Below are 15,844 nucleotides of genomic sequence, written 5' to 3'. Positions count from 1 at the left end.
GTCAGTCCAGGCTCGTTGACGGTTGCCCCTGCCAGTAGGCGCGGGCCGTGGCGACGTCCGCTTCGATCGCCGCCTTGAGGGCCTCCAGAGAGGCGAATTTCTGTTCGTCGCGGACCTTCTGCACGAAGGTCACGCTGAGGTGGCGGCCATAGAGGTCGCCGGCAAAGTCCAGCAGATGGATCTCCAGATGCGGACGACCATCGCCCTGCACCGTCGGCCGCTGGCCGATATTGGCTACGCCCGGCACCACCCGCCCATCGATCAGGCTGCTGACCAGATAGACGCCGCGCAGCGGCGGTCGACGCCGCTTGAGCTGGACGTTGGCCGTGGGCCAGCCCAGCTGACGCGCCAGCTTCTGGCCGTGCAAGACCCGTCCCGAGAGGCTGTAGGGCCGGCCCAGCATGCGCGCGGCCAGGGCCAGATCGCCGTCGGCCAGGGCCTGGCGGATCAGGGTACTGCTCACCCGCAGGCCGTCCAGCTCGACGGTGGTGGCGGCTTCCAGGGTGAAGCCGTGGTCGCGGGCAGCCAGGTTCAGGTAGGTGAAGTCGCCGGCGCGGTCGCAGCCGAAACGGAAGTCGTCACCGATCTCCAGGTGTTTCACCCCCAGGCCTTCCACCAGCACCTGCTGGACGAAGGCCTCGGCAGACAACTCGCGCAGCCGCCGATTGAAGTTCAGGCAGAGCACGTTGTCGACGCCCAGGCGTGCGAAGCATTCCAGCTTCTCGCGCAGGCGGGTCAGACGTACCGGCGCGATATCGGGCAGGAAGAATTCCCGCGGCTGCGGCTCGAAGATCACCACGCAACTGGGCACCCCGAGCTCCGCCGCCCGCTCACGCAGCCGCGCGAGGATGGCCTGGTGCCCCAGGTGAACCCCGTCGAAGTTGCCAATGGTGGCAACGCAGCCCTTGGGAAAGGCGTCGAGATGATGGAGACCACGAAACAGCTGCATGGGTAGGTATTGCTCAGAAATTAATCGATTATATCCGGATGCCCGCCGCGAGGACAGGCGCACACCCGGCCTTGTGCAATCACAGCACCGCGCGCCGATTGAAGTCGCGCACGCGGAAGCCGAGCAGGAAGAGACTGGCGAAATAGGCCAGCACCCCCGCCGCGACCAGCCCGCCCAGACGCAGCAGGCGCTGCCACATCAGTCCTTCGCTCCAGCTGGGCAACAGCTGCATCAGGCCGACCAGGACGGCGGTCATCACCGCCACCGCGATCAGCAGTCGCAGCAGGAAGCCTGTCCAGCCTGCCTGGGGGATGAACAGGTTATGGCGGCGCAGTTGCCAGAATAAAAGGCCGGCGTTGAGACAGGCCGCCAGGCCTATGGCCAGGGCCAGGCCGACATGCTGCAGCGGACCGATCAGGATCAGGTTGAGCACCTGGGTCACCGCCAGGGTGAAGAGCGCGATCTTCACCGGGGTCTTGATGTTCTGCTGGGCATAGAAGCCCGGCGCCAGCACCTTGACCAGGATGATGCCGAGCAGCCCCACGGCATAGGCGACCAGTGCCCGCTGGGTCATCAGGGCGTCATGGGCATCGAAACGGCCGTACTGGAACAGCGAGACGGTCAGGGGCTCGGACAGCAGCGCCAGGGCCGCCGAGCAGGGCAGCACCAGCAGGAAGCACAGTCGCAGGCCCCAGTCGAGCAGCCGTGAATATTCCTGGCGATCGGCCTTGGCGTAGGTGCGCGACAGCGCCGGTAGCAGGATGGTCCCCAGCGCCACGCCGAGCACCCCCGAGGGCAGCTCCATCAGGCGATCAGCGTAGTACATCCAGGACACCGAGCCGGCTGCCAGGAAGGAGGCGAAGATGGTGTTGATGATCAGCGAAATCTGGCTGACCGAGACCCCGAGGATCGCCGGCCCCATCTGCTTCATGACCCGCCAGACGCCGCTGTCACGCAGATTCAGTCGCGGCAGCACCAGCATGCCGATGCGCTTGAGATGCGGCAGCTGATAGAGGAATTGCGCCAGGCCACCTACCAGGGTCGCCCAGGCCATGGCCATGATCGGCGGATCGAAATAGGGGGTCAGGAACAGCGCGAAGACGATCATGCTGACGTTGAGCAGGGTCGGCACGAAGGCCGGCACGCTGAACCTGTTCCAGGTGTTGAGCACGGCCCCGGCCAGGGACGCCAGGGAGATCAGCAGGATGTAGGGAAAGGTCACCCGCAGCAGGCTGGAGGTGAGGGCGAATTTCTCCGGGGTATCGGCGAAACCCGGCGCGGTGATCCAGATCACCAGGGGCGCAGCCAGCATGCCCAGTACCGTGACCACTGCCAGCACCAGGGTCAGCAGGCCACTGACGTAGGCCAGAAAGGTGCGGGTGGCCTCCTCGCCCTGCTGGGCCTTGTATTCGGCGAGGATGGGGACGAACGCCTGGGAAAAAGCCCCTTCGGCGAAGATGCGGCGCAGCAGGTTGGGCAGCTTGAAGGCGACGAAAAAGGCGTCGGTGGCCATGCCGGCGCCAAAGGTGCGGGCGACGATGGTGTCGCGCACGAAACCCAGCACGCGGGACAGCATGGTCATGGAGCTGACGGCGGCCAGGGACTTGAGCAGATTCATGGCAGGGAGAGGACTCGGTGAACGCAGCGGGACGTGACAGAGGATGCGCGTGAGCGCAGTCGCGCGATGGGCACAAGCGATCGAGTGTAACGAGGCCCTTCATCGGCGACCAGCCGGATATCCATCCAGACAGCCTTGACAGGCGCCGCCAGAGACGTCAAGATTCGCGACCTTAATTTAGCTCTGTACTTGCTACAGAGTTCGCTCTGTACCCAATACAGTCTTTTTCGAAGGAGCTCCACGGTGGCTAACTCCCCCTCCGCCAAAAAACGCGCCAAACAGGCTGAGAAGCGTCGCAGCCACAATGCGAGCCTGCGCTCCATGGTGCGTACCTACATCAAGAACGTCGTCAAGGCGATCGAAGCCAAGGACCTGGAAAAAGCCAAGTCCGCTTATGTTGCTGCCGTTCCGGTCATCGACCGCATGGCCGACAAGGGCATCATCGACAAGAACAAGGCCGCTCGTCACAAGAGCCGCCTGAACGCGCACATCAAGGCCCTGGCTACCCCCGCCGCTGCCTGATAAGCGTTCAAGTAAAAAACCGGCTTCGGCCGGTTTTTTATTGCCTGGGATTCGGGAATCCAACGCCTCCGGAGAGGCGCCAGGATCGACGATCGTCAGACCAGGACGAGGTTGTCCCGGTGAATCAGCTCGGGCTCGTAGACATAGCCCAGCTCAACCACGATGGCATCCGAAGGCCGCCCCAGGATGCGCTGCGCCTCGGTCGCACTGTAGTTGACCAGGCCACGCGCCACCTCGCGCCCGTCCGGACCGACGCAGGCAACCATCTCGCCGCGCCGGAAGCTGCCTTCCAGCGCTCGCACGCCCACCGGCAGCAGACTGCGATGACCGCCCACTAGGGCCTCCACCGCACCGGCATCCAGGCGCAGGGTGCCACGCACCTGCAGATGCCCCGCCAGCCACTGCTTGCGCGCCGCCACCAGGCCACGCTCGGGTGACAGCAGGGTACCCAGCTGTTCGCCCTGCTGCAGGCGACTGAGCACCTGCTGGATCCGCCCGCCGACGATGACGGTATAGGCACCGGAGCGCGCCGCCAGACGCGCAGCACGCAGCTTGGTCTGCATGCCGCCACGCCCCAGGGCACCGCCGGTACCGCCGGCGACCAGATCCAGGGCCGGATCGTCGGCGCGCGCCTCGCTGATGAGACTGGCGTCGGGATTGTTGCGCGGATCGGCATCGAACATGCCATCGCGATCGGTGAGGATGACCAGCAGATCGGCTTCGACCAGGTTGGCCACCAGAGCAGCCAGGGTGTCGTTGTCGCCGAAGCGGATCTCGTCGGTGACGACGGTATCGTTCTCGTTGATCACCGGCACCACACCCAGGCTCACCAGGGTGCGCAGGGTGCTGCGGGCATTGAGGTAGCGCTTGCGATCGGACAGGTCGTCATGGGTGAGCAGGATCTGCGCGGTCTGCACCTGATGCTCGGCGAAACTGGATTCCCAGGCCTGCACCAGCCCCATCTGCCCTACCGCCGCGGCCGCCTGCAACTCGTTGATGGCGGTCGGACGCTGCGCCCAGCCGAGCCGACTCATACCGGCCGCCACCGCACCCGAGGACACCAGCACCAGCTCGATGCCCGCCTGGTGCAGGGCCACCATCTGCTCGACCCAGCCAGCCATGGCCCCGCCATCCAGACAACGCCCGTCGTCGGTCAGCAGGGCACTACCGATCTTCACTACCCAGCGCTGGGCGCCAGACACCTGATCACGCATGGGCAAGCTCCTTTCTTACCGTACGTAGAAGATTTCCGGACCGTCGCCGTCGTCTTCGTCATCATCGAAGTCGTCGTCTTCGTCCACCGCCTTGACGCCCGAACGGCGCAGGGCCCGCTGGTCGTCCAGCGCCTGCAGACGCGCCCGCGCCTCGTCTTCGATGCGCTGATCGAGTTCTTCCAGCGCCTCGGCATAGGCCGGGTCCTCGGCGAGACGCAGGGTCCGCTCGTCGAGATACTGCATGATGGCCTGGCAGAGCTGCTCGGTGCCTTCCCGCTCCAGGGCGGAGATGACGAAGACCGGACCCTGCCAGTCCAGACGCTCGACCACCGCCTTGAGGCGCTCTTCGCGCTCGTCATCGAGCAACTGGTCGGCCTTGTTCAGCACCAGCCAGCGGTCACGCTCGCCCAGCGCCGGGCTGAACTTGGTCAGCTCGTTGATGATGGTCTCGGCAGCCTCGGCCGGATCGCTTTCATCCAGGGGCGCCATGTCGACGAGGTGTAGCAGCAGGCGGGTCCGCGCCAGGTGCTTGAGGAAGCGGATTCCCAGGCCGGCACCTTCGGACGCCCCTTCGATCAGCCCCGGGATATCGGCGACCACGAAGCTCTTGAAGCGCCCCACGCTGACCACGCCCAGGTTGGGCACCAGGGTGGTGAAGGGATAGTCCGCGACCTTGGGCTTGGCAGCCGAGACCGCGCGGATGAAGGTGCTCTTGCCGGCATTGGGCAGGCCGAGCAGACCGATGTCCGCCAGCACCTTGAGCTCCAGCTTGAGATCGCGCTCTTCGCCGGGTTTGCCCGGGGTGGTCTGCCGCGGTGCGCGGTTGGTGCTGGACTTGAACCGGGTGTTGCCCAGGCCGTGCCAGCCACCCTGAACGACGCGGATGCGCTGACCGGGCTGGGTAAGGTCACCGATGATCTCCTGGGTCGCCGCATCGATCACCGTGGTGCCCACGGGGACCGGCAGCACCAGGTCTTCACCCTTGGCGCCGGTGCACTCGGTGCTCCCGCCCTTCTCACCGTTCTGCGCGGTGAAACGCCGGGTGTAACGGTAATCGACCAGGGTGTTCAGGTTGATGTCGGCTTCGAGCCAGATCGACCCGCCATCGCCGCCGTCACCGCCATTGGGGCCACCCTTCTCGATGAATTTCTCCCGGCGGAAACTCATCATGCCGTTGCCGCCGTCACCCGCTTTTACGTGTATGGATACTTCATCGACGAATTTCATCTGGACCTCCCGCGCTCGCGGGCCGCTGCAAACAAGGAAATAGCTTAACTACAAACGAAAAAGCCCCGTCGGGTAGACAGGGCTTTTCTTTCGTCACGAGCCTTAGGCGGCGGCGACGATGCTCACGTAACGACGGCCGAAGGCGCCCTTCACGTCGAACTTGATCACGCCGTCCACTTTCGCGAACAGGGTGTGATCCTTGCCGAGGCCCACGCCGTAACCGGCATGGTACTGGGTGCCGCGCTGACGCACGATGATGTTGCCGGCCTTGACGACCTGGCCGCCGTACAGCTTCACGCCAAGGCGTTTGCTTTCGGAATCGCGACCGTTACGAGTAGAACCACCCGCTTTTTTGTGTGCCATGAGTCAATTCTCCGTTAGAGGCGAGATCAGGCCTGGATGCCAGTGATCTTGATTTCGGTGAACCACTGACGGTGGCCCTGACGCTTCATGTGATGCTTACGACGACGGAATTTGATGATGGTGACCTTGTCGTGACGGCCCTGGGCGGTCACTTCGGCGGTCACTTTGGCACCATCAACGACCGGCAGACCGATCTTGACGTCGTCACCGTTGCCAACCAGCAGAACCTGGTCGAAGGTGACGGTTTCACCGGTAGCGATGTCGAGCTTCTCGACCTTCAGGTATTCGCCTTCGGCGACCTTGTATTGCTTGCCACCGGTAACGATAACTGCGTAGGACATGGTAAATCTCCGTTAAACCTGCTCACCCGGTGCTTTATAGGAAGAATCGTCGACCGGCATGGCTGCACGGGACCGGAAGGACCACCGCGCAATTGCGTAAGACAGGGGGTTAACCCTAGGAATGTTCAGGGCCCGCGATTCTACGCAAGCCGTGGCCGGGAGGCAAGAGCCGCCCGCCCGCGCCTTGACAGCCCCCCACCCCACCCCTAGCATGCCGCGCAACCTCGTTCAGCGGCCATGCCGGGCCGGTGCCCAGCCGAATCGGCATGAGCGGCGAGCCGCGGGAGCGCGATGGCAATCCCTGGGCATGGCACTTGTGCCGGTCCCTAGGGCATAGTCTGGCGGTCATGCGCCATCCGGCCGCTTGAATATTGCCCGGACCTCCAGTGGACACCTCTCAATGACGCAGCAATCCCAGTCCTTCTATCGCGTGGTGACGGACGATTTCGCCGCCGTAGACGGCATCATCCGTCAGCAGCTGACCTCGCGCGTGCCGCTGGTCGAGAAGATTGGCGACTACATCGTCTCCGCGGGTGGCAAGCGCCTGCGTCCGCTGCTGGTCCTGCTGGCCGGCAAGGCGCTCGGGCGCGCCGATCACGATCTGCAGCTGCTGGCGGCGACCATCGAATTCCTGCACACCTCCACCCTGCTGCACGACGATGTCGTCGATGCCTCGGGAATGCGCCGTGGCCGCTCCACCGCCAACGCCCTCTGGGGCAACGCCCCCAGCGTCCTGGTGGGCGATTTCCTCTATGCCCGCTCCTTCGAGATGATGGTGGCGCTCGGCTCCATGGAAGTGATGCGCATCATCTCCCAGGCCACCCGCGTCATCGCCGAGGGCGAGGTGCTGCAGCTGTCGAAGATCCGCGACGCCAGCACCACCGAAGAGATCTACATGGAAGTCATCCGCGGCAAGACCGCCATGCTCTTCGAAGCCTCCACCCACAGCGCGGCGATCCTGGCCGGCGCCAGCGCCGAACAGGCCGACGCCCTGCGCCGCTATGGCGATCATCTGGGCGTGGCCTTCCAGCTGGTCGACGACCTGCTGGACTACCAGGGCGACGCCGTCGCCCTGGGCAAGAACGTCGGTGACGATCTGGCCGAGGGCAAGCCGACCCTGCCGCTGATCGTGACCATGCGCGAAGGCACTGCCGAACAGGCTGCCCTGGTACGCCAGGCGATCCGCCAGGGCGGCAGCCAGGACCTGGAAGGCGTGCGCGCCGCCGTCGAAGCCGCTGGCGCCCTCGACTACACCGCACGCAAGGCGCAGGAATTCGCCGAGCGGGCGATCGCCTGCCTGGACGCCCTGCCCGCCAGCGAATATCGCGATGCCCTGGCCGACCTGGGTCGCTTCTCGGTGGCCCGTACCCACTGACGCCTGCACCGTTCGATCAAGCCCGCCGTCGCCAGACCGCGGGCTTTTTCATGTCCGACCAAAAAAGTCAGGTAATCCCTTGCTATTTATTGAATAAGAATTATTCTCATAAATAGCACAGCAGGAGCCCTTGCCATGACTTATCTGATCGACGCCTGGCTGGACCGGCCGCACCCCTATCTGCGCATCCTCAACCGGGAAACCGGCAAGGTCTGCGCGGAGCTGGACGAGACGGCCCTGGAAGAACTCAAGGACCTGGGCGAGCTGGATCTGCACAGCCTCACCTCCAGCGAGCCGCGGGTGGTGAAGGAGCAGATCCGCCAGGTCTTCCTGTTCAGCTACGCCCTGGCGCTGCGCCCGGACAACGAGGCGCTGCGCCTGGACTGCTAGCCTCAGAGGATGTCGAGGAGCTCGACGTCGAACACCAGCACGCTGTGCGGCGGGATGCCACCGACGCCCTGGGCGCCATAGGCCAGTTCGCTAGGCACGTGCAGGCGCCACTTGCTGCCGGCAGGCATCAGTTGCAGGGCTTCGGTCCAGCCGGCGATCACGCCGCCCACCGGAAACTCGGCCGGCTGGCCGCGCTGGTAGGAGCTGTCGAACACGCTGCCGTCGATGAGGGTGCCGTGGTAGTGGGTGCGCACCTGGTCTTCACGGGTCGGCGTGGCGCCCTCCCCCTGGGTGAGCACCTCGTATTGCAGACCGGACGGCAGCACCACGACGCCAGGGCGCTCGGCATTGGCCTTGAGGTAGTCGACGCCTTCCTGGGCCGCCGCAGCAGCCTTGGCCTGGGCTTCCGCCTGCATGCGCTCGCGGATGACGCGGAAGCTGGCGTTCAGCGACTCGACGTCCACCCGGGAATCCTGGCCGTCGAAGGCCTCGGTCAGGCCGGCGAGCACGGCCGTCAGCTGCATGCCGGGGACCGGATTCTGGCGCAGCTGGTCGCCCAGCTGGCGGCCGATGCCGTAGCTGACGCGGGCTTCGTCGGTGTCGAGCAGGATGTCGTTCATAGCAGCCTTTCCATCGTGAAAAAAGGAGCCGAGCCTAGCACATCAGGGTCCCGGCTCGCCGCCGAGGCTGCCGCGCTGCCGGCGACAGCGCTCGGAGCAATAGCGCACCTCGTCCCAGTTGCGCTCCCATTTCTTGCGCCAGGCGAAGGGCCGCTGGCAGACCGGACAGACCTTGGTGGGCAGATCGCCCTTCTTCATAGGGATTCTCCCGCGTCGAGACGCGCCAGCAGGATTTCGCCACGCTGCCAGAGAGCCTGCTGGCGCTCGGGGGCCTGGCGATCAAGATTGCGATAGAGATTGAGCATGCGCGGATAGTGGGCGAAACGCTCGCGATGGCGGATTAGGAAGTGCCAGTAGAGGGCATTGAAGGGACAGGCCCTGTCGCCCAGCGCTTCCATGACCTGATAGTGGCAGCCCTTGCAGTAGTCGGACTGGCGACGGATGTACTGGCCGCTGGCGCAATAGGGCTTGCTTGCCAGATAGCCGCCGTCGGCATGCATCACCATGGCCTGGGTATTGGGCAGCTCGACCCACTCGAAAGCATCCAGATAGACCGCCAGATACCACTCGCCGATGGCCTGGGGCGCGATGCCGGCCAGCAAGGCGAAGTTGCCGGTGACCATCAGCCGCTGGATATGGTGCGCGTAGCCCAGCGCCAGGGTCTGGCCGATGGCCTGGCGCATGCAGGCCATACGGGTATCGCCGGTCCAGTAGAACTCTGGTAGCGCCCGGGTATTGCCCAACGCATTGAGCTCACGGTATTCGGGCATGCGCAGCCAATAGACGCCATGGACGTACTCTCGCCAGCCGATCAGCTGACGCAGGAAGCCCTCGGCACTGTTGAGCGGCACCCTGCCCTCGCGATAGGCGGCATCCACGTCGGCGCAGAGCTGACGCAGGTCCAGCAGCCCGATATTGAGCGCCGCACTGATCCGGGCGTGATGCAGATAGGGCTCGCCACGGGCCATGGCGTCCTGATAGCTGCCGAAGTCGCGCAAGCCCGTGCCCAGGAAGTGCTGCCAGAGGCGCTCGGCATCCGCCCGGGTCACCGGATAGTCGAAGCCCTCCAGCCGGCCATAGTGATGAGCGAAGCGCTGCCCGACCAGCTCGAGCACGTCCCCGGTACAGGCATCGGCCGGACAGCTGAAGGGCTCGGGAACAGGCTGGTCTTTAGGCAGCGCCTTGCGATTGTCCTTGTCCAGATTCCAGACGCCACCGCAAGGCTCGTCTGGCCCCTCCATCAGCCAGCCGTGTCGCCTGCGCATGCCGCGGTAGAAGGCCTCCATGCGCAGCTCGGTGCGCGACCCGGCCCAGCGGGCAAAGGCGGCGCGACTGCAGAGGAATCTGTCATCGCCATGCCAGCGTACCGGTATCGTCAGGTCCAGCGCCCGCAGCGCCTGCTCCAGTCGCCACTCGCCGGTCTCGGTCAGCCGAATCTCACGCGCGCCCGTCGTCTTTGCCCAGAACGCGATCTCGGCCGGCAGCGAGCCCTGGTTGTCGGGGTCGTCCAGGGTGCGATAGAGAACCCGGAAGCCGCGCGCGCGCATCTCGCTGGCGAAGTGGCGCATGGCGCTGAAGATCAGGGCGATCTTGCGCGGATGATGAGGGACATAGCTGGCTTCGCTCATCACTTCGGCGAGCAGCAGCACGTCCTGCGCGGGATCGGCGTCGCGCAGGGAGGCCAGGCGAGGCGAAAGCTGATCGCCGAAGACCGGCAGCAGGCGCCGAACGGCGCCCTCGCTCAAGAGGCGTTCCGGTAGTTCAGCGGGATCTTCAGGGGTTCGGCCGAGCGTGGCGCCATGCCGACCATCTCGTCGTAGGCACTGTGCTGGATGAGAAAGCACGGGAGTGCCGGCAGATCAGCCAGCAGGCGGCGGGCCTGGGCGGCCGAGCCCAGCCGGTAGAAATGCCCATCCCGTCCGGTCAGGCGCGTGCGACCGCTCTGGGTGAGCACCTCGAGCACATAGAAACCGCCCTCGATGGAGAGCAGATTGAGTTCACGAACCTCACCGGCCTGGGCGCGCTGGGTCAATTCCGGCAATTGCATGGAAACCTCCGGGTCGAGATCGACGCCGGGGATGGCGTCGATCGGCAGCTGTGAGCCTTCGACAACCTAGGACAGGCAAGCGCAGCGGTGCAATCCACAAAGCGTAAGCGAAAGCTGCAGGCGGCGGACGAATGGCTGCCCGGTCAGTCAATGCTTGGTCAGGCGATCCAGATAGCCCATGGCAAAGGCCGAGACCACGAACACCAGATGGATGATCACGTACCACTTGAGGTACTCGGGATTGGTGTTCTGGGCATCCATGAAGATGCGCAAGAGATGGATCGAGGAGATGGCGACGATGGACGCGGCCACCTTGTTCTTCAGCGAGCCCGAATCCATCTTGCCCAGCCAGCTGAGCTTTTCCGAGCCTTCGTCGATGTCCAGCTGGGAGACGAAATTCTCGTAGCCGGAAATCATCACCATCACCAGCAGGCCACCCACCAGCGCCATGTCGATCAGCGACAGCACCAGGAGGATCAGCTCGGCCTCGGTGGATTCGAAGATGTGCGGCAGGACGTGGAAGACTTCCTGAAAGAACTTGAGCGCCAGCAGGACCAGGGCCAGGGACAGACCCAGATAGATGGGTGCCAGCAGCCAGCGGGAGGCGTAAAGGGCTTTTTCGATCAGACGTTCCATGCAGACTCGCTCGGATTACCAGGGCCGGGCGAGTATACCGGGGCGGTGCAGGCGGACCAATGCGGCAGGTTGTACCTGACTCAGGCGTCGGGGCCGACCTGGAAACGCACCTGCTGATGGGCACGCTCGCCATTCATCTTCCGCAGTTCGCTCTGCATGTGCAGGCGCCAGATCTGGGTCTCTTCGACCTGGATATAGCCCTGCTCGACCAGGTTCTCGGCGATGGCGGTCATGACGCCTTCGGCCGCCTTGGGACCGTGGAAAGGCCCCTGGGCCTTGATGGCGGTGGGCTGCTGACCGTTCAGGCCGGCGGCGCACAACAGGGTCCACAGGCCCTGCTCCTGACCGAGCGGCTTGATTTCGCATTCGATACGGGTGACGAGGCCCAGGCAGGGACGGATCAGGGTAATGGTGCGGGACATGGCGTCATCCTCTCGAAGCGCTCAATGCTCGCCGGTCCTAGGCCAGAGGTATCCACAAAGGCTGTGGACAACCCTGTTGGTCAACAGGGGGCAAGCGGGTCTGGGCGCCGTGCTACTTGGGCTGCGGCACCTTGTACAAAATCCGACCTGCCCCCTGGACCTCAGTTCTCCGCCGCTTGGTTGTTTTTCCCTTTTGCCTTGGAGTTATCACTGAGTTTGTCGGCCAGTTCATCTTCCAGCTCGAGCTCGGCGATTTCCTTGAGACGCTGTACCACGCGCGCATTGACGCTGCCGTCGGGGAAGCGACCCTTGGCATCCGGCGCCCCGGCGGGCTCGCCCACCAGCAGCGACAGGGCCTCGTCCGCCTGACGTACGGCATAGACATGGAACAGCCCCGCGCGGACCGCTTCCAGCACGGTCTCGTCGAGCATCAGGTTGGTGACGTTGGCGCGCGGGATGATCACGCCCTGCTCGCCGGTCAGGCCACGGGCCTGGCAGAGGCGGAAGAAGCCTTCGATCTTCTCGTTCACGCCCCCGACCGGCTGCACCTCGCCGAACTGGTTGATGGAGCCGGTGATGGCGAAGCACTGCTTGAGCGGGGTGCGCGACAGCGCCGAGATCAGGGTGCAGGCCTCGCCGAGGGAGGCGCTGTCGCCATCGACATAGCCATAGGACTGCTCCAGGGCGATGCTGGCCGAGATCGACAGCGGGAATTCCTGGGCATAGCGACTGCCCAGGTAGCCGGTCAGGATCATCACCCCCTTGGAGTGGATCGGCTGACCCAGGCTGACTTCGCGCTCGATATCGAGGATGCCGCTGGCGCCCGGGTAGACGGTGGCGGAGATGCGCGCCGGCATGCCAAAGGCGGAGTCGGCGACCTCCAGTACGGTGAGGCCGTTGCACTTGCCCACCGCCGCGCCCTGGGTGTCGATGAGGATCAGCCCGGTGAGCATGTCGTCCAGCACCCGGGCGCAGACGCGACCGGTGCGGGTCTCCTTGGCCTTGAGCGCGCGCTCGACATGGCCCTTGTCGGTCCGCTCGTCGCCCGCCAGGTGGCGGATGAAGTCGGCTTCGCTGACCAGCTGGAACAGATCGCCGATACGCGCCGACAGCCGCCCCTGGTGTTCGGCCAGGCGGGCGCTGTAGGTGGCCAGGCGGGCCACGGCCGCCGAGGTCAGGGGCGCCATGCCCTCCTCCGAGGTACGCGTCTTGAGCAGCTGGGCGAACTGCTCCAGGCTCTCGTCGCGCAGCGGCAGTTCTTCGTCGAAGTCCACCAGCACCCGGAACATCTCCTGGAAGTCCGAATCCAGCTCCTGCAGGGTGTAGTAGATGTTGCGCGAGCCGATGATGATGACCTTGAGCTGCAGCGGGATCTGCTGCGGCGCCAGGCTCATGGCGGTGAGCCGCCCCAGCTCGGCCAGTGGCGATTCCATCTTCAGCTGACGCGAATGCAGGGCGCGCTTGAGCGCGTCCCAGACGAAGGGCTCGGTCAGCAGCTTGTCCGCCTCGACGATGAGGAAGCCGCCATTGGCGCGGTGCAGCGCCCCCGGGCGCAGCTGGCGATAGTTGGTGTAGAGCGCGCCCTGATCGGACTGGTACTCGATGCGCCCGAAGAGGTTGTCGTAGGTCGGGTGGGACTCGAACACCACCGGTGCACCGCCGGTGACGTGGTGACCGATGATCAGATTGGGTTCGTACTGCTCGCGCAATTCCTTGCGCCGCTGCATGTCGGGCTTGGCGTCGTCGGCCAGCTGCTCGACCACCGTCTTGAGCAGATCCACCTGCATGGCCTGCAGGTAGGCGCAGACCCCGGGATTGTCGTTGTACTTCTCCGACAGCGGCGCCAGCAGCGGCTGCAGGGCCTGGATGATGGTGTCTTCATTCAGGGCACGCAGCTGGTTGCTCGATTCGCGCCGCCACTGCGGCAGGCTGGCCAGCTCTTCGTTGAGGCGCTCTTCCAGGCTGGAGATGTCGGCGTGGAAACGCTCGCGCTCGGCCTCGGGCAGCTGGGCGAAGTCGGCCTCGTCCAGCGCCTTGCCCTCCTTCATCGGGGTGAAGGCGACATTGTTGGCGTCGCGATAGAGGGCGATCTCCTTTTCCAGGGCGAGCTTTTCCACCACGTCCAGCGCCTGGTCGTAGCGCTGGTTGAAGGCGCGCTCGATGGCGCTCTTCTTCTGCTGGAAGGCCGGGTGCTCGAACACCGCCGGAAAGGTCGCCAGCAGGTTGTCGATGAAATGCGCCATGTCGGCCACGAAAGCCTCGCCTTCACCAGGCGGCAACTCCAGGGCGCCCGGGGCGCGGGGCTCTTCGAAGTGATTCAGGTAGACCCAGTCGTTGGGCGTCGGTTGGCGCTTGGCCTCGGCCTTGAGATAGCGCTGGACGAAGGAGAAGCGACCGGTGCCCGGCTCGCCCATGACAAAGACGTTGTAGCCGGGCCGCGGCATGGCCACCCCGAACTGCAGGGCTTCCACCGCGCGTTCCTGACCGAGGATGCCGCGGAAGGGTTCGAGCTGATCGGTATCGGCAAAGGAGAATTGTTCGGGAGCGAAGGGGCGGGTCAGCTCATCGGGAGCGAGCCGGAGACCGGCCGCGACGGGATCGTGCATCGTAAGTCCTTGTCAGGCATGCAAGCAGTGTCCGCATTCTGCGACCGGGATGACAGCCGAAGCAAGGCAAGCGGCGCACCCCTGCGCATTTAAGCGCAGCGGTGCGCGGGGTTAGCGCAACGTCTGTCGGTATTTTCCGGCGCCCGCGTTTTTTGACGAAATTCTCACCAGACGCCTACTAAGCTCTCTACATGGGGATCAGGCGTAGGATCCCGTGAGGAGGCCCCATGGCTGGCTCTCGTCGTTTCATTCCGCTGTTGTTCCTGCTGTCCGCGCTCGCGGCCTGCACCAGCTATCACGACCAGTTGATCGCCAAGGGCTATCCGCCGGCCTATGCCGACGGCTTCAGCGACGGCTGCCAGACCGGCAAGCAGGCGGTCAACGGGATAGGTTACGAGCACAAGGACGCCCGTCGCTTCGCCGCGGAAAAGCCCTATCAGCAGGGCTGGGACGCGGGCTATGCGCAATGCGTGCAGGTGGCCCAGCGCGAGGAGCAGCAGCGGTTCCTGGACCAGGTCCGGGAAAATCGCGAAGGCGCCGAACAACTGCACCTGCGCTCCAAAACACGTTGAGGTCGTAGCCAACCTTGCGGCGCGGATAGGATGACCTATGCTGGCGGGCCCGCTTGTCGAGCCCTGCCGATGTCTGCCCGTTCGCCGCTGTTCGCCGTTGCCCTGCTGCTGGTCGCCATGACCTCGATCCAGACCAGCGCCAGCCTGGCCAAGACCCTGTTCCTGCGTCTCGACCCGGTGGGCGTCACCACCCTGCGGTTGATCTTCGCCGCGCTGGTCCTGCTGCTGGTGCTGCGCCCCTGGCGCAACTTTCGCCGCGAGGCGCTGGGCAGTCTGCTGGGCTATGGCATCGCCATGGGCGTGATGAACCTGACCATCTACCTGGCCATGCAGCGGCTGCCGATCGGCATCGCCGTCGGCCTGGAATTCGTCGGCCCCCTGGTGGTGGCACTGTGCGCCCTGCGCCGCTGGCTGGACCTGCTGTGGATCGTGCTCGTAGTGGCCGGCCTGGCAGTACTCCTACCCTTCGGCCACAACGCCTCGGCGCTGGATCCACTGGGCACCGCCCTGGCCCTGGGCGCCGGTGCCTGCTGGGCGCTGTACATCGTGCTGGGCAAGCGCGCGGGGGCGGTGCACGGCACCGGCACGGTAGCCTTTGGCGCGACCATCGGCGCCCTGGTGATCCTGCCCATCGGCATCGCCCACAGCGGCAGCAATCTCTTGCAACCGGAAATCTGGCCGCTGGCACTGGCCCTGGCGCTGATGTCCACGACCATTCCCTACGCCCTGGAGATGGTGGTGCTGACCCGCCTGCCGGCGTCCACCTTCGGCACCCTGATGAGTCTGGAGCCCGCGCTGGGCGCCCTCTCCGGCTGGGTGTTCCTCGGCGAAATCCTGGGCATCGCCCAGTGGTTCGCCCTCGCCTGCATCATCGTCGCGTCCATCGGCGCCACCTGGAGCAGCCGCCTGACCCCGGAGCAAACGCCGCTCTAGGCACTCTAT

At 65.1% G+C, this 15,844-nt stretch carries 18 protein-coding genes; 5 read left to right on the top strand and 13 right to left on the bottom strand.

Annotated features, from left to right (window positions below):
• Window position 1: 1 nt before the first annotated feature.
• Together ribF and murJ are read right to left on the bottom strand one after the other, a co-directional pair.
• The gene (ribF, locus tag POR01S_RS16310) at window positions 2-949 is read right to left on the bottom strand and encodes a bifunctional riboflavin kinase/FAD synthetase (protein WP_007160797.1); all 948 of its coding nucleotides are present in this window, start codon (window positions 947-949) and stop codon (window positions 2-4) included.
• 79 nt (window positions 950-1,028) lie between these two features.
• The gene (gene murJ, locus POR01S_RS16305; protein ID WP_042137073.1) at window positions 1,029-2,567 is read right to left on the bottom strand and encodes a murein biosynthesis integral membrane protein MurJ; all 1,539 of its coding nucleotides are present in this window, start codon (window positions 2,565-2,567) and stop codon (window positions 1,029-1,031) included.
• Window positions 2,568-2,810: 243 nt separating this feature from the next.
• Here murJ and rpsT point away from each other — a divergent pair, with 243 nt between their 5' ends.
• The gene (rpsT, locus tag POR01S_RS16300; protein WP_007160795.1) at window positions 2,811-3,089 is read left to right on the top strand and encodes a 30S ribosomal protein S20; all 279 of its coding nucleotides are present in this window, start codon (window positions 2,811-2,813) and stop codon (window positions 3,087-3,089) included.
• Window positions 3,090-3,184: 95 nt separating this feature from the next.
• Here the strand turns inward: rpsT and proB are convergent, their stop codons facing one another.
• The 4 genes from proB to rplU all read right to left on the bottom strand — a co-directional run bounded on the left by proB (window position 3,185) and on the right by rplU (window position 6,234).
• Window positions 3,185-4,303, bottom strand: coding sequence for a glutamate 5-kinase (gene proB, locus POR01S_RS16295; RefSeq protein ID WP_007160794.1), 1,119 nt, complete (start codon window positions 4,301-4,303; stop codon window positions 3,185-3,187).
• A 15-nt stretch (window positions 4,304-4,318) separates the two neighbouring features.
• A complete protein-coding gene (gene cgtA / locus POR01S_RS16290; RefSeq protein WP_042137070.1) occupies window positions 4,319-5,530 on the bottom strand; it encodes an Obg family GTPase CgtA in 1,212 nt (403 codons plus the stop codon).
• 102 nt (window positions 5,531-5,632) lie between these two features.
• On the bottom strand, window positions 5,633-5,893 hold the full coding sequence (gene rpmA / locus POR01S_RS16285; RefSeq protein WP_007160792.1) for a 50S ribosomal protein L27: 261 nt from the start codon (window positions 5,891-5,893) through the stop codon (window positions 5,633-5,635).
• 26 nt (window positions 5,894-5,919) lie between these two features.
• A complete protein-coding gene (rplU, locus tag POR01S_RS16280; protein ID WP_007160791.1) occupies window positions 5,920-6,234 on the bottom strand; it encodes a 50S ribosomal protein L21 in 315 nt (104 codons plus the stop codon).
• A gap of 400 nt (window positions 6,235-6,634) precedes the next feature.
• Between rplU and POR01S_RS16275 the strand changes: the two genes are divergently transcribed.
• Together POR01S_RS16275 and POR01S_RS16270 are read left to right on the top strand one after the other, a co-directional pair.
• Entirely contained in the window at window positions 6,635-7,609 is a 975-nt protein-coding gene (locus POR01S_RS16275) for a polyprenyl synthetase family protein (RefSeq protein WP_027600172.1), read from the top strand.
• Window positions 7,610-7,744: 135 nt separating this feature from the next.
• Complete coding sequence (locus tag POR01S_RS16270; protein WP_007160789.1) at window positions 7,745-7,999, top strand: PA4570 family protein; 255 nt, start codon at window positions 7,745-7,747, stop codon at window positions 7,997-7,999.
• A gap of 2 nt (window positions 8,000-8,001) precedes the next feature.
• Here POR01S_RS16270 and bamJ read toward each other — a convergent pair whose 3' ends face one another.
• The 7 genes from bamJ to POR01S_RS16240 all read right to left on the bottom strand — a co-directional run bounded on the left by bamJ (window position 8,002) and on the right by POR01S_RS16240 (window position 14,330).
• Window positions 8,002-8,619 (bottom strand): BamJ family beta-barrel-assembly machinery protein, encoded by a 618-nt coding sequence (gene bamJ, locus POR01S_RS16265; RefSeq protein WP_042137068.1) that lies wholly within the window; start codon window positions 8,617-8,619, stop codon window positions 8,002-8,004.
• Window positions 8,620-8,661: 42 nt separating this feature from the next.
• Window positions 8,662-8,817: a DUF2256 domain-containing protein gene (locus POR01S_RS23445; protein ID WP_081737463.1), complete on the bottom strand. Its 156-nt coding sequence runs from the start codon at window positions 8,815-8,817 to the stop codon at window positions 8,662-8,664.
• Window positions 8,814-10,364 (bottom strand): cryptochrome/photolyase family protein, encoded by a 1,551-nt coding sequence (locus POR01S_RS16260; protein WP_027600171.1) that lies wholly within the window; start codon window positions 10,362-10,364, stop codon window positions 8,814-8,816. Before POR01S_RS16260 ends, POR01S_RS23445 begins: the two co-directional genes overlap by 4 nt.
• Complete coding sequence (locus POR01S_RS16255) at window positions 10,361-10,666, bottom strand: DUF6482 family protein (RefSeq protein ID WP_027600864.1); 306 nt, start codon at window positions 10,664-10,666, stop codon at window positions 10,361-10,363. Before POR01S_RS16255 ends, POR01S_RS16260 begins: the two co-directional genes overlap by 4 nt.
• Before the next feature lie 147 nt (window positions 10,667-10,813).
• Window positions 10,814-11,302, bottom strand: a complete 489-nt coding sequence (locus tag POR01S_RS16250) for a TIGR00645 family protein (RefSeq protein WP_017640865.1) — start codon at window positions 11,300-11,302, stop codon at window positions 10,814-10,816.
• Between the two features lie 80 nt (window positions 11,303-11,382).
• Window positions 11,383-11,724: a PA4575 family protein gene (locus POR01S_RS16245; protein WP_007160783.1), complete on the bottom strand. Its 342-nt coding sequence runs from the start codon at window positions 11,722-11,724 to the stop codon at window positions 11,383-11,385.
• Window positions 11,725-11,885: 161 nt separating this feature from the next.
• A complete protein-coding gene (locus POR01S_RS16240) occupies window positions 11,886-14,330 on the bottom strand; it encodes a Lon protease family protein (protein ID WP_027600169.1) in 2,445 nt (814 codons plus the stop codon).
• A gap of 227 nt (window positions 14,331-14,557) precedes the next feature.
• On the opposite strand from POR01S_RS16240, the gene POR01S_RS16235 reads away from it, so the two are divergent.
• The gene (locus POR01S_RS16235) at window positions 14,558-14,902 is read left to right on the top strand and encodes a hypothetical protein (protein WP_027600865.1); all 345 of its coding nucleotides are present in this window, start codon (window positions 14,558-14,560) and stop codon (window positions 14,900-14,902) included.
• A gap of 69 nt (window positions 14,903-14,971) precedes the next feature.
• Window positions 14,972-15,835 carry an EamA family transporter gene (locus tag POR01S_RS16230; protein WP_027600866.1) on the top strand — a complete coding sequence of 288 codons (864 nt, stop codon included), beginning with the start codon at window positions 14,972-14,974 and terminating at the stop codon, window positions 15,833-15,835.
• Window positions 15,836-15,844 lie beyond the last annotated feature (9 nt).

It is taken from the genome of Pseudomonas oryzihabitans NBRC 102199 (genome assembly GCF_000730625.1).
In the GTDB taxonomy this organism is placed as follows: Bacteria; Pseudomonadota; Gammaproteobacteria; order Pseudomonadales; family Pseudomonadaceae; genus Chryseomonas; species Chryseomonas oryzihabitans.
This window is presented reverse-complemented; position numbering and strand designations above follow the sequence as displayed.